This is a genomic window from Streptomyces sp. NPDC048411, from assembly GCF_040704695.1.
Classification (GTDB): Bacteria; Actinomycetota; Actinomycetes; order Streptomycetales; family Streptomycetaceae; genus Streptomyces.
The window spans coordinates 1-13,068 of sequence record NZ_JBEZKL010000016.1 but is presented as its reverse complement, the minus strand read 5'-3'; the positions used below and the strand labels follow the sequence as shown (position 1 = coordinate 13,068).

The window sequence follows — 13,068 nt, the reverse complement described above, 5'->3', positions numbered from 1 at the left end:
CTGTGACTGCATTCTACGGTCCAGGCAGCCGCGATCAGGTCGTCGCGCCTGCTCCTGCTGGTCTCCCCCTTCCCCTCTGCCGCTGCCTGTGGGGCCTGGGTGAGTGCGCCAGGCCTGCCCGGTGCGTTACGCGAAGACCAACCCTTGACGTCGAGCAGGCAAAGGTCCACACTTCCAGTAACTCGCGGTCAATAACCCACAAGAACGGTCAAGAGCCGGGTTGTCGACTGCCACCGGTACGGCCGCGCGCACCATCGCGGCCCCACCGCCCCAAACAACAGACAGGCCCCCAGCAGACCCCCGCGCGGGGCGTGCCTGCATGCCGACCCGTTCGGTTCCTCCACGTCCACTGGCTCTCGCATCCACGGCGGGCCACTCTGAAGCAGGAAAAAGAGGCATGGCATACGACGACGCAGGTCCCCAGGGATCGAGAACAGACGGCGCGGGCACCGGTGAGCCCAAGCAGCACATGGCGCGGGAGCTCGGCTGGTATGCCTCGTTCTCCGTGGCATTCGGCTTCGTCTCCATCGCCACCGGCATCTTCACCACCTACGGCTCGGTGCTCGCGACGTCCGGCCCGCGCGGCATCTGGGCCTGGCCGATCTCCGTGATCGGCCAGCTGTCCATCGCCCTCGTCTTCGGCGCTCTCGCGGCGCGCATCCCGATCAGCGGCTACTCGTACCAGTGGGTGTCACGCATCGTGGGCCCGGTATGGGGCTGGATCATGGGATGGATCTCGTTCGCCTTCCTGGGTGTGGTCCTGATCGCCGTGGACTACACGATCGCCTCCACCATTCTTCCGGAGCTGTTCCGCTACGTCGGCACCACGCAGAACGCCTGGCTGATCACAGCCGTTGTCGTGCTGCTGCAGTCTGTTCTGGTCGCCGCCTCGACGCGCACCACCCACCGGGTCAACAATGTGGCCGTGACGGTGCAGCTCGTCGGCATGATCGCCCTGACCGTGCTGCTGTTCGCCGTGGGCGCCTTCACGGGCAAGCTGGATTTCTCTCACCTGTTCGCGGCCGGGCCCGTCCCGGAGAGCGGCTACTACGCCCTGGGCGGGGCCACCAAGGCCGGACCGTTCGCTCTGGCGTTCCTGCTGGGCGCGTTCACCATCGTCGGATTCGAGTCGGCGGCCAACCTGGCCGAGGAGACCAAGGATCCGGCTCGTGTCATCCCCAAGGCGATGATTCAGGCGGTGCTCTCCCTGGGCGTGCTGGGCTTCCTGTTCCTGGTCGCGATCACTGCCGCAGCCGGCCGGATCGACGGTGTCCCGGAGTCGGCAACGCCGGTGGCCACTGTGATCACCGCCGTGCTGGGTTCAGTCGTCGGGAAGATCCTGCTCGTGCTGGTCGTCGTTTCGATCTTCTCCTGCGGGCTGGTGATCACCCTGAGCGGCACCCGCCTGGTGTATGCGATGTCGCGGGACGAGCGCTTCCCCGGCTGGCGGCTGCTGAAGCGGATCGACCGGCGCACGGCGACACCGCTGAACGCCTCGGTGTTCATGATGCTGATCGCACAGATCATCCTCGCGGTCTTCTCCCGCTCCACGGACGCGCTGTTCCAGCTGTTCTCCGCCGGCACCCTGCTGCCCGCCCTCATCTACGCCGGAACCGTCGCGATGTACGCCGCCAAGCGCCGCTCCCTGCCCGCGTCCCAGGGGTTCTCACTGGGCCGCTGGGAGATCCCGGTCCTCGTCGTCGCCGGCGTCTGGCTGGCGTACGAACTGCTGATCTTCCGGGACGCCTCCTTCCGCGCCCCATGGATCTACGTACTGGTCCTGTTCGCGATCGGTGCCGTCTACTTCACCGGCCTGATCATCCGACGGGGCCGCGACGGACTGACCATGCCCGACATGGCCGACGTCGACCGGGCGCTGGACGCCGCCGACACCGCGGGCCAGAATCCTGCCGACGCCACCACGGCCGGGAGCGCACGATGACCGCGATTCTCTCCATCGACCAGGGCACCTCGGGCACGAAGGCCATCGTCGTCGACGCCGAAGAGGGAACCGTCGCCATCGCGGAGGAAACCGTCCGCCCCACCTATCTCGCCGGAGGAGGCGTCGAGCAGAACCCGCACGAGCTGCTCGACTCCGTCCTCAACGCCGGCCGCCGCGCCGTGAGCGCGGCCGGCCGGCCGATCGCCGGCGTGGCCCTGGCCAATCAGGGCGAGACGGTCCTGGCCTGGGACCCGGCCACCGGAACGCCCCTGACGCAGGCGATCGTGTGGCAGGACAGGCGCGCGGAAAGCGTCTGCAGCGAGCTGACCGAGCACGCCCAGAGCATCGCCCGGCGCACCGGTCTCGTCCTCGACCCGTACTTCTCCGCGCCCAAGATGGCCTGGCTGCGCCGCAACCTCACCCGCGACGGGGTGGTGACGACCACCGACACCTGGCTGGTGCATCACCTGACGGGCGAGTTCGTCACCGACGCCTCCACCGCCAGCCGCTCGCTGATCCTCGACCTGGACACCGCTGCCTGGGACCCCGAGCTCGCCGACCTGTTCGGTCTCGGCGGGGAGCGGCTGCCCCGCATTGCCGCATGCGACGAAATCGTGGGCACCACCCGCGCGTTCGGCCAGGAGGTGCCGGTGGCCGGGCTGATCGTCGACCAGCAGGCGGCCCTGGTCGCGGAGGGCTGTCTGGAGCCGGGCACCGCGAAGTGCACCTACGGCACCGGCGCGTTCCTGCTGGCGAACACCGGTCTGAACCCGGTGCGCTCCAGCGCGGGCCTGACCACATCGGTGGCCTGGCAGGCGGCCGGACAGACCCCGTACTGCGTGGACGGCCAGGTCTACACCGTCGCCTCCGCAGTGCGCTGGCTGCAGGACCTCGGCCTCATCCAGTCCGCGACCGACCTGGACGCAGTGGTGGCAGCCGATAGCGAGGGTGTGCTGTGCGTGCCCGCCTTCGCCGGGCTCGCCGCCCCCTGGTGGGCGTCACAGGCCACCGCGTCCTTCTCCGGCATGACCCTGGCCACCCGCCGCGAACACCTCATTCTGGCCGTGCTCCAGGGAATCGCCGCACAGGTCGCCGAGCTGGGCGCGCTGGTCGCAAAGGACCTCGGCCAGCCCCTGAGCCGACTGCGCGCGGACGGCGGACTGACCAACTCCGCCGCCCTCATGCAGGCCCAGGCCGACATCGCCCAGATCCCCGTCGACATCTACCCCCACGCCCACGCCACCCCACTGGGCGCAGCCGCCCTGGCCCGCTGCGCCCTCGACCCCGCACTCAGTCTCAAAGAGGCCGTCGGCGACTGGCAGCCGACCACCGTTTACGAACCCCGCTGGTCCGCCGACCGGGCCGAGGAGTTCCGCACCACATGGGCGAAGGCCGCCACGGCCTGCGCCACCGAGGGAGATCACTCATGACCGCCACCCCGCACCGTCCCCACAACGGCGTCTTCGACGTCGCGGTGATCGGCGGAGGCATCGTCGGCGCGGCGATCGCACGCGAACTGTCCGGCTGCGAGGTCTCCGTCGCGCTGATCGAGGCCCGCGACGACGTGGGCGACGGCACGAGCAAGGCCAACACCGCGATCCTGCACACCGGCTTCGACGCCAAACCCGGCACGCTCGAATCCCGGCTGGTCGCCCGCGGCTACCACCTGCTGAGTGCCTACGCCAAAGCAACCGGAATCCCCGTCGAACACACCGGCGCCGTGCTGGTGGCCTGGAACGACGAAGAGCTTCAGGCCCTGCCCGGCCTGAAGGACAAGGCCGAGGCCAACGGCTACGAGCACTGCCGCATCATCGACGCCGACGAGGTCTACCGCGCGCTTCCCGACCTCGGAGAAGGCGTGCTCGGTGGCCTGACCGTTCCCGACGAATCCATCATCTGCACCTGGACCACCAACCTCGCGCTGGCCACCGACGCCCAGCAACGCGGCACCACGATCCTGCTCAAGCACGCCGTGACCGGCATCGACCAGGGGGACGAGGCGACCACCCTGCACACGGCGGGCGGTGACGTACGGGCCCGCTGGGTCGTCAACGCCGCCGGCCTCGGGGCCGACCACATCGACCGGCTCTTCGGCCATGACCGCTTCACCGTCACGCCCCGCCGTGGAGAGCTGTTCGTCTTCGACAAGCTCACCCGCCCCATGGTCGACAAAATCGTCCTGCCGGTGCCGTCCTCCCGCGGCAAGGGCGTGCTGATCTCCCCGACCATCTACGGCAACGTCATGCTCGGCCCGACCGCCGAGGATCTCACCGACCGCACCGACACCGGCACCTCCGAAGACGGCTACGAGTTCCTCCTCACCAAGGGTGAGCGCCTCATGCCGCGGCTGCTGGCCGAGGAAGTCACCGCCAGCTACGCAGGCCTGAGAGCGGCGATCGACCACCCCGACTACCTCATCGAAGCCACCCCGCACCAGCGCTACCTGCTCGTCGGCGGCATCCGCTCCACCGGCCTGACCGCCGGCATCGCCATCGCCGAACACGCCCGCACGCTCCTCGAGGAAGCCGGCCTGGCCCTGCGCACCCGCAGCGACCTGCCCGAGCCCCCGCAGATGCCCAACATCGGCGAAGCCTCCCTGCGCCCCTACCAGGACGCCGACCTCATCGCCCGCGACCCCGCCTACGGCACCATCGTCTGCTTCTGCGAACGAGTCACCGAAGGTGAGATCCGCGACGCCTGCCACGCCCCCGTACCTGCCCACAACCTGGAAGGACTGCGTCGGCGCACCCGCGCCATGAACGGCCGCTGCCAGGGCTTCTTCTGCGGCGCAGCCGTCGCGGCCCTGCGCGAACAGCACCACACCCACGACGGCTGCAGCCGCCAGCACAAGGACCCCCGATGACCCACCAGCCGCCCCTGATCACGCCCGACGTCCTCATCATCGGCGGCGGACCCGCAGGTCTGACCGCCGCCGCCGAGCTGGCCGGCCGACGGGCCGGCCACGTCCTCGTCGTCGACCGGGAGCAGGCCGCCGGCGGAATTCCCCGGCACAGCGACCACACCGGTTACGGTCTGCGCGACCTGCACCGCGTGATGTCCGGCCCCGCCTATGCCCGCCACCTCGTCCAGCAGGCCACCCAGGCCGGAGCGGAGATCCGCACCCGGACCATGGTCACCGGCTGGGCCGACGACGACACCGTCGACGTCACCAGCCCCGACGGCCGCTACCAGATCCGCGCGCGGTCCATCGTGCTGGCCACCGGCGCCCGCGAACGGCCGCGCACCGCACGCCGCATCCCCGGCGACCGCCCGCACGGCGTCTACACCACCGGTCAGCTGCAGAACCTCGTCCACCTCCACCACCAGCCTGTCGGCAAGCGGGCCGTCATCGTCGGCGGAGAACTTGTCAGCTGGTCCGCGGCCGTCACCCTGCGCGAAGCGGGATGCACTCCCGCCCTCATGGTCAGCCAGTACCCGAAGGCGGAGTCCTACGCCGCCTTCAACGCGGCCGGACGCACCGTCCTGCGCGTCCCCGTCGCCACCCGCAGCCGCGTCACCCGTGTCATCGGCAAGGGCCGCTGCCAGGCCGTCGAAATCGAACACCTCGACACCGGCCAGCGCCGCACCATCGAATGCGACACCGTGGTCTTCACCGGCGACTGGATCCCCGACCACGAACTCGCCCGCGCCGCAGGCATCACCCTCGACGAGGGCACCCTCGGCCCCCTCACCGACACCGCCCTGCGCACCAGCCGCCCCGGCGTCTTCGCCGCCGGAAACGTGCTGCACCCCGTCGACACCGCCGACGTCGCCGCCCTCGACGGCAAGCATGTCGCCCAGCAGATCATCAACCACCTGAACAGCGAACGGCAGCCGGCCGAGGGCGTCCGTCTGATCGCCGACGCTCCTTTCCGGTGGGTCGCCCCCCAGATCCTGCGACCCGGTGACCCGGCGCCCGCACGAGGCCGCCTGCTGCTGTGGGCCGACGAGTTCGTCCGCTTCCCCAAGGTGACCGTCCGCCAGGACGGACGGACCGTCACCCGCCGCACCCTCGCCTGGCCCGCCGCACCCGGCCGCGTCTTCCGCATCCCCTCCAGCGTGCTCGACGGTGTGTCACCCACCGGCGGCCCGGTCCACATCGGCCTGCAATAGCCACTACCGCAGCCGGCCCTCGAGACAGGCTGCCGCGCTCATGCTTGTCCCACCCTGACGGACAAAACCGCACGAGCGCGGCAGCCCCTTCACCACTGTGAGACCGAACGGCAGGGTGGCCTGGCACACCCGCCGGTTAACCGGTGGAGGTCCCAGGCGGGTGATGGCATGGTGTGCCGCATGCCGTCGCACCATGCCGAGCAACTGCTGCGTGAATTGCATGCCTCCCTCGGCCTCCGCAAGCGTCCCGAGGACATAGCCCAGCTGATCCAGGACCTGTTCGCCGGCCTCCAGGTCGGGCTCGATCCCGCTACCGCAGCAACGCTGGAGAAGGCCTCTGCGCATTCGCTGCGCAGGCTGTGGCACGGGTACACCTCCATGCTCGAGGACTTCGCCCGGCCCGTCGGCGCTCAGCGTCAACTCGCCCGCGCCGCGACGCTGTTCACGTCCCTACCCGAGTTCTCCGAGGGCGCCGGGGAGGATCCCGCGGAGATCGAATCGGCGATCCGCCGGGCCGGCGAGGAGATCTGCCGGCAGTACGGGGAGAACGACTTCGGACTGGACCGGCTGAACCGGGCCGAGCGCGCCGAAGCAGGGATCGGCGAGATCTCCAAGCGCCAGTACAACAAGCGCTTCCGGCTGCTGCGGCGGATGGAGGCCAAACTGGCCCGACTGCTCCACGAGCAGCGCCGACGCGAGGTCACCATGACCGGCAAGGGCGCGCTCGCGCACGCCCTGCCGTACGAGTTGTTCGCCGCCGATCCGGACACCGCGGCCTTCGTCGCGTACGTCACCGCCCGCGCGAACATGCGCAGCATCTTCACCAACGGCATGCAGCGCCGCCCGTACGACGAGGTCACCGACGCTCTCTTCCAGCGGCTGCGCGCGGCGCCCGAGCAGGCGAACTGGTACGCGGTGGCGCACGCGCACCCCACCGCCGAGGTGCTGGGACACCTGTCCGACCAGGAGCTGGTCCGGCTGCTGGTCCGCTGGAACCGCTTCCTGCGCGAGGTGGCCGAGCTTTTGGAGGACGCCTGGAACCGCTCCGGCTTCGAACCCGCGAGCATGATCGTGCGGCGCGGCGACGACTCCTCCACCTGGAACCAGGCGGCACAGGCCTGGGGAACCGCCCGGGCGCACTGGTTCGCCCTGATGACCGAACTGGGCCGGGAGGAGGTCCTGGACCGCGTGTGCCCGGGCAAGGTACCCAGGCTGATGGCGGCGGACGTGGCCTACTGGCACCGCCGGAGCGGCGGCGGGCTGCACCCCGACACGTACGTGTGGGCGGAACTGCCGCGGCCGTGGGAGGTCCTGCGAGGCGAGAAGGAATGCACCCGCTCGCTCGTCGAAGCGGCCTGCGCCCGGCACGGTGTGGACCCGGTGGCCGGCGGCTGGACCGCACCCCGCCCGGCTGCGGAACCCGTCCGCTTCCACCGCACACCCGAGCTGGTGCACGGCGTGGCCGTCACCGACCCGCTGATGGCGAGCGCCCTTCGGTCCGCCGGAGTCTTCTCGGGCCAGGGCAAGCGCGCCGCCACCGAGGAATGGCTGTGACGCCCCTGCCGCCCCGAGCCGAAAATCAGTTGCCCAGGATGGCCATGCATGAGGAGAATCGGGGCGGCGGCGAGGAAGCTCTGCGGAGGAGCGCCCGGCTCGCTCTCCGGGTGGACGTAGGTTCGAATCCTGCCCTTGCCGCCGTCTCACCACTCCGTCGGCTCGGCGGCATACGCCGGACTGGGGCTCCTGCCCGACCTGGGCATCCAGGTCTCACAGCTGTATGTGGCCCGCAGCCAGTCAGGACAGGCCATCGACGCCCTCCACGGCCGCCCGGTGACAGCCCCCAGGCCCGGACGCCCGGCCGTCGACCCGAAGTTCATCCTCTGGCACGGTCACCAGGTCTTCAAACGCCCAGGCGCACAAGTCGTTCAGCGCCACGAGAGCCCCGGAAACCATCGGTATCCGGGGCTCAAGGCTTCTCAGGGCTCGGTCACCTACGGCGTCCGCTCCGGTCAGCCCTCGTCGGAGTCCGGGATCAGCCGCAGCGAGATCGAGTTGATGCAGTACCGCTGATCCGTCGGCGTCGGGTAGCCCTCGCCCTCGAAGACATGGCCCAGATGCGAGCCGCAGCGGGCGCAGCGCACCTCGGTGCGGACCATGCCGTGGCTGCGGTCCTGGATCAGATCGACCGCGTCGGTGCCCTTCGGGTCGTAGAAGGACGGCCAGCCGCAGTGCGACTCGAACTTCGTGTCCGAGCGGAACAGCTCGGCGCCGCAGGCCCGGCAGGAGTAGACGCCGGCCGTCTTGGTGTCGGTGTACTCACCGACGAAGGCCGGTTCGGTGCCGGCCTGGCGCAGGACCGCGTACTCGGCGGGCGTCAGCTCCGCGCGCCATTCCTCGTCCGGCTTCTCGATGTCGTACGACACGGTCGCTCCCTCAGCTCGACAGGTGATCCAGGATCTGCGGGCCGAGGTCTGTGACGTCGCCCGCCCCCATGGTCAGAACGAGGTCGCCGGGCTTCGCCATTCCCGCGATGACCTCGGGAACCGCCGTCTTGTCGTGGACGGCAGTGACGTCGGCGCCGGCCGCCTTCGCCGCGTCGATGATCAGGGCACTGGTGATGCCCGGGATCGGGTCCTCGCGGGCCGGGTAGATGTCCAGGACCACGGAGGCGTCGGCAAGGGCGAGGGCCTGGCCCATCTCCGTACCGAGCTCCTGGGTGCGGGAGAAGAGGTGGGGCTGGAAGACGACCAGGAGGCGCGAGTCGGCGGCGGCGCCGCGCATCGCTTCGAGGTCGGCGGTCATCTCGGTCGGGTGGTGTGCGTACGAGTCGATGACCTGGACGCCCGCCGCCTCGCCCTTGAGCTGGAGGCGGCGCTTGACGCCGGTGTACGTGCCGAGGGCGGAGGCCAGGTTGTGGGCCGGGATGCCGAGCGCGACACCGGCGACGAGAGCGGCGACCGCGTTGAGGGCGTAGTGGCGGCCGGGGACGGAGACCGTGAAGGTGAGGTACTTGCCGTTCAGGACGACGGTGACTTCGCTGGTCAGACCGCGCGGGGTGATCTTGTAAACCCGTACGTCGGCCGTCTCGGACTCGCCGTACGTGACGATGTTGAGCGAGGCCAGGTCGCGTACCCGTCGCGTCAGCTCGACCGCGCCGGACTGGTCGGCGGAGACGACCAGGGTGCCGCCGGGGACGATCTTCCCGACGAACGTCTCGAAGGAGTCGTAGATCTCTTCCATCGAGGCGTAATTCGCGTGGTGGTCCAGCTCGGCGTTGAGGACGATCGCGACCTCGGGGTCGTACTTCTGGAAGCTGCGGTCGCTCTCGTCGGCCTCGGCGACGAAGATGTCGCCCTCGCCGTGCCTGGCGTTCGTGCCGGGGCCCGCGAGGTCGCCCCCGATGGCGTACGACGGGTCGAGGCCCAGCTCGGACAGGGCGACGGCCAGCATCGACGTGGTGGTCGTCTTGCCGTGGGTGCCCGTGACGGCGATCGCACGCAGGCCCTGCATCAGCGAGGCGAGCGCGTCGGAGCGGTGCACGACGGGGATCGACAGCTCGGCGGCGCGCAGCAGCTCCGGGTTGTCGGAGCGGATGGCGCTGGAGACGACCACGCACGACGCGTCGTCCGCCAGGTGGGCGGCGGCGTGCCCGATGTGGACGGTCGCCCCCAGCGCCCGCAGTGCCTCGGCCGTGCCCGACTCCTTGGCGTCGCTGCCCGCGACCTTCGCGCCGCGCCGGGCGAGGATCTGCGCGAGGCCCGACATTCCGGCGCCGCCGATGCCGATGAAGTGCGGCCGTTCCATGGCGGCAGGAATACCGGGTGCCATGCGTGTGTCTCCCCAGAAGTCGTTGTGAGTCGCCCCCAGCCTATTCGCTGTGCGCGAAGAGCTTGAGCACTGGTACGCCGACCTTGTGCCGGGCCCGGGAGGCCCAGTCGCGGTGGAAGAACTCCTCCACGTAGTGCGGTGCGGTCAGCACGATGACCTCGTCCGCCCCCGCCTCGTCGACGACGGACTTCAGCTTGTCCAGGGGGTGCTCCTCAACCACCTGTCCGACAGCCTCCGAGCCTGCCTGGCGCAGGGCGGCGAGCGATACCTCGAGCGCCAGTTCGGCGGGTTGCCTGGCGTCCTTGCCCTCCGGCTCCTCGAGTTCGCGGGCGGCTTCCTTCAGCTCGCCGATCGCCACGTCGTCGATGGCGCGCAGCAGGACGTCGGCCTGGTCTCCGCGCGGCTGCATCAGTACGACGAACGAGGTCTCTTCCTCCCCGTGCAGGGTGGTGACGAACTCGACGTCCTCGGAAGTGAGGGGCTTCTCGATCATCAAAACGCTGGTGAACACCTCGGGCGCCCTTCTGCTCCATCGGGCCTCGACGGCCTCTGCTGAAACCATCCTTCCCCGTGGTCGCACGGGGTCTGCGTGAGTAATTGTGCCCATCGGAAGCTAACCGGAACGGGAAATTCCGCCGATTGTCAGATCCGACGGTACCGAGTGAAGAGGAATCCGGCTTCCTCCAGCATCGAAGCGAGGGTGAATCGCTCCGGCACCGCCACCGAGGGGCCGCCCGTGATCCGCTGGGCGTCGCCGGCGGTCAGCATGGGCGAGAGGGTGAGACAGAGCTCGTCCAGCACCCCGGCGGCCACGAACTGACCGAGCAGCCGGGGCCCGCCCTCCGCCAGTTGCCGCCTCAGCCCGAGGTCCGCGAGCTCCCGCACGACCCTGGTGGGGTCCACCCGGGAGCCCTCCCCCGCGATCACCACCTCGGCGCCCGCGCTGCGGGCCGCCTCGACCCGGTCCGGCGGCGCACCGGCCCCGGTGACCACGAGGGTCGGGACGAGCGGCGACACGAAGAGCGGGAGCGAGAAATCCAGGTCCAAGCTCCCGCTGACGACGGCGATCGCCGGCGCGGGTCCCTGGCCGGCCGCCGCCCGCCGCGCGGCGAAGGCGTCCCGGGCCCTGGCGGGTCGGTACCCCTCCATCCGTACGGTCTCCGCACCCACCACGACCACATCGGCCAGAGCGCGGAGCGTGCCGAAGATCCGCATGTCCGTGTCGCACGAGATCGGCTGCGAGCGTCCGTCGTGCTGCGCGGCGCCGTCGAGTGTGGAGACCATGTTGGCGCGCAGCCAGGGGCTGTCGCCCGCCGGGTACGCATAGGCGTCGGCGAGCTCGTCCAGACTCCACTCCCCTCCTTCGGCAGCCGGTGTCGGGTCGGTCACAGGGAAGAGGCGTCGCATCCGTGCAGTCTCGCACGGCGCTTAAGCTTGAGAGCTGTGTCGTCATCCACCGCCGTGCCGGGGCAGAGCCCCATAGCCGAAACGGCCCCGCTGTCCCTGTGCGCCCTTGAGCCGCACGTCCCCGCCGACCGTCTGGTCGCCGAGATGGTGCCGCCGCCGCGCTTCGACTCGGTGCGCTTCGACACGTACGTCCCCGATCCCGACCAGCCCAGCCAGACCGACGCGGTGAAGGTGCTCGACGAGTTCGCGCACGGGCTCGGCGGGGCGCACGCGACGGGTGCGGGCAGGAAGGGGAGCGCGCGAAGCGGATCCTCGGAGGGATGGTGGCGGTTCGGCAGGAAGGCGGCACCGGTCGCCGGGCCGCGCGGTGTCTATCTCGACGGCGGGTACGGCGTCGGCAAGACGCATCTCCTCGCCTCGCTCTGGCACGCCACGCCCGCCGCTCCCTCACTCAAGGCGTTCGGCACCTTCGTCGAGCTGACCAACCTGGTGGGCGCGCTGGGCTTCCAGCAGACCGTGCAGACGCTCAGCGGGCACCGGCTCCTGTGCATCGACGAGTTCGAGCTCGACGACCCGGGTGACACCGTTCTCGTGTCGTCGCTGCTCAGCAGGCTGGTCGAGGCGGGTGTCGCGCTCGCCGCCACCTCCAACACCCTGCCCGGCAAGCTCGGCGAGGGGCGCTTCGCCGCCGCCGACTTCCTGCGGGAGATCCAGGGGCTGTCCTCGCACTTCCGGCCGCTGCGGATCGACGGCGAGGACTACCGGCACCGCGGGCTTCCCGAGGCACCGGCGCCGTACTCCGACGAGCAGGTCACGAAGGTCGCGTACGCCACCGAGGGCGCCAGCCTGGACGACTTCCCGTCGCTGCTCGACCATCTGGCCCGCGTCCATCCGAGCCGGTACGGCGCGCTGACGGACGGCATCCGCGCGGTGTGCCTCACCGACGTGCAGGCGGTGCCGGACCAGTCGACGGCGCTGCGGCTCGTCGTGCTCGCCGACCGGCTGTACGACCGGGAGGTCCCGGTGCTCGCGTCGGGGCTCCCGTTCGACCGGCTGTTCAGCGACGAGATGCTGAACGGGGGGTACCGGAAGAAGTACTTCCGGGCGATCTCCCGCCTGACGGCGCTGGCGCGCGACGCAAAGGGACTGGTGGCGCAGTAGGTTCGGGTGCGGTAACTCCACCCATCCGAAGGGATCCAGCATGGCAACCACGCGTCAGGCGCACACGGTCTGGGAAGGCAACCTGATCGAGGGCGAGGGCGTTGTCACCTTCGACTCCTCCGGCATCGGGGACTACGCGGTCTCGTGGCCGTCCCGCGCGGAGAAGGCGAACGGCAAGACCAGCCCGGAGGAGCTCATCGCGGCGGCGCACTCCAGCTGCTTCTCGATGGCCCTGTCCAACGGTCTGACCACGGCCGGCAACGCGCCGACCCGGTTGAACACCCAGGCCGAGGTCACCTTCCAGCCCGGCACCGGCATCACCGGCATCCACCTCACCGTGCAGGGCGAGGTGCCCGGTCTCGACGAGGCAGGCTTCATCAAGGCCGCCGAGGACGCCAAGGCGAACTGCCCGGTCAGCCAGGCCCTCACGGGCACGACGATCACGCTGACCGCGTCGCTCGTCTGACCGCACGGACGGCCCCGCGGGTGCTCCCACGGGGCCCTGCGGGCCCATGACACGCACGAGGCTCAGACCGACCGGCACATGGGAGGCGGCGTCGCGACCAGGCGCGCACCCTGGTCAGCCTGGGCGGCGGCGACTACGAAGCGGCCTACCG

Annotated in this window: 11 protein-coding genes, 1 tRNA gene and 1 pseudogene; 9 read left to right on the top strand and 4 right to left on the bottom strand. The window is 70.3% G+C overall.

Annotated features, from left to right (window positions below):
- The first annotated feature begins 397 nt into the window (after positions 1-397).
- The 7 genes and pseudogenes from AB0915_RS08820 to AB0915_RS08790 form a co-directional block, all read left to right on the top strand.
- Positions 398-1,942, top strand: coding sequence for an amino acid permease (locus AB0915_RS08820; RefSeq protein WP_366690403.1), 1,545 nt, complete (start codon positions 398-400; stop codon positions 1,940-1,942).
- Entirely contained in the window at positions 1,939-3,372 is a 1,434-nt protein-coding gene (locus tag AB0915_RS08815; RefSeq protein ID WP_366690402.1) for an FGGY family carbohydrate kinase, read from the top strand. Before AB0915_RS08820 ends, AB0915_RS08815 begins: the two co-directional genes overlap by 4 nt.
- The gene (locus AB0915_RS08810) at positions 3,369-4,805 is read left to right on the top strand and encodes an NAD(P)/FAD-dependent oxidoreductase (RefSeq protein WP_366690401.1); all 1,437 of its coding nucleotides are present in this window, start codon (positions 3,369-3,371) and stop codon (positions 4,803-4,805) included. The genes AB0915_RS08815 and AB0915_RS08810 overlap by 4 nt, the downstream gene beginning before the upstream one ends.
- Positions 4,802-6,055 carry an NAD(P)/FAD-dependent oxidoreductase gene (locus tag AB0915_RS08805; protein ID WP_366690400.1) on the top strand — a complete coding sequence of 418 codons (1,254 nt, stop codon included), beginning with the start codon at positions 4,802-4,804 and terminating at the stop codon, positions 6,053-6,055. The genes AB0915_RS08810 and AB0915_RS08805 overlap by 4 nt, the downstream gene beginning before the upstream one ends.
- A 180-nt stretch (positions 6,056-6,235) precedes the next feature.
- Positions 6,236-7,609, top strand: coding sequence for a hypothetical protein (locus tag AB0915_RS08800; protein WP_366690399.1), 1,374 nt, complete (start codon positions 6,236-6,238; stop codon positions 7,607-7,609).
- Between the two features lie 68 nt (positions 7,610-7,677).
- A tRNA-OTHER gene (locus AB0915_RS08795) sits at positions 7,678-7,750 on the top strand.
- 39 nt (positions 7,751-7,789) lie between these two features.
- Positions 7,790-7,966, top strand: a pseudogene (locus tag AB0915_RS08790) (restriction endonuclease); the annotation flags it as partial.
- 98 nt (positions 7,967-8,064) lie between these two features.
- Here the strand turns inward: AB0915_RS08790 and msrB are convergent.
- From msrB to AB0915_RS08770, 4 genes are all read right to left on the bottom strand, one after another.
- A complete protein-coding gene (gene msrB / locus AB0915_RS08785; protein WP_366690398.1) occupies positions 8,065-8,478 on the bottom strand; it encodes a peptide-methionine (R)-S-oxide reductase MsrB in 414 nt (137 codons plus the stop codon).
- A gap of 10 nt (positions 8,479-8,488) precedes the next feature.
- Positions 8,489-9,883 carry a UDP-N-acetylmuramate--L-alanine ligase gene (gene murC / locus AB0915_RS08780; RefSeq protein WP_366690397.1) on the bottom strand — a complete coding sequence of 465 codons (1,395 nt, stop codon included), beginning with the start codon at positions 9,881-9,883 and terminating at the stop codon, positions 8,489-8,491.
- 40 nt (positions 9,884-9,923) lie between these two features.
- On the bottom strand, positions 9,924-10,376 hold the full coding sequence (locus AB0915_RS08775; RefSeq protein ID WP_366136952.1) for an indole-3-glycerol phosphate synthase: 453 nt from the start codon (positions 10,374-10,376) through the stop codon (positions 9,924-9,926).
- Positions 10,377-10,525: 149 nt separating this feature from the next.
- Entirely contained in the window at positions 10,526-11,290 is a 765-nt protein-coding gene (locus tag AB0915_RS08770) for a pyrimidine reductase family protein (RefSeq protein ID WP_366690396.1), read from the bottom strand.
- 36 nt (positions 11,291-11,326) lie between these two features.
- Here AB0915_RS08770 and zapE point away from each other — a divergent pair, with 36 nt between their 5' ends.
- Together zapE and AB0915_RS08760 are read left to right on the top strand one after the other, a co-directional pair.
- Positions 11,327-12,451, top strand: coding sequence for a cell division protein ZapE (gene zapE / locus AB0915_RS08765; RefSeq protein WP_358856396.1), 1,125 nt, complete (start codon positions 11,327-11,329; stop codon positions 12,449-12,451).
- A gap of 40 nt (positions 12,452-12,491) precedes the next feature.
- Positions 12,492-12,917, top strand: a complete 426-nt coding sequence (locus AB0915_RS08760; protein WP_345514065.1) for an OsmC family protein — start codon at positions 12,492-12,494, stop codon at positions 12,915-12,917.
- Positions 12,918-13,068 lie beyond the last annotated feature (151 nt).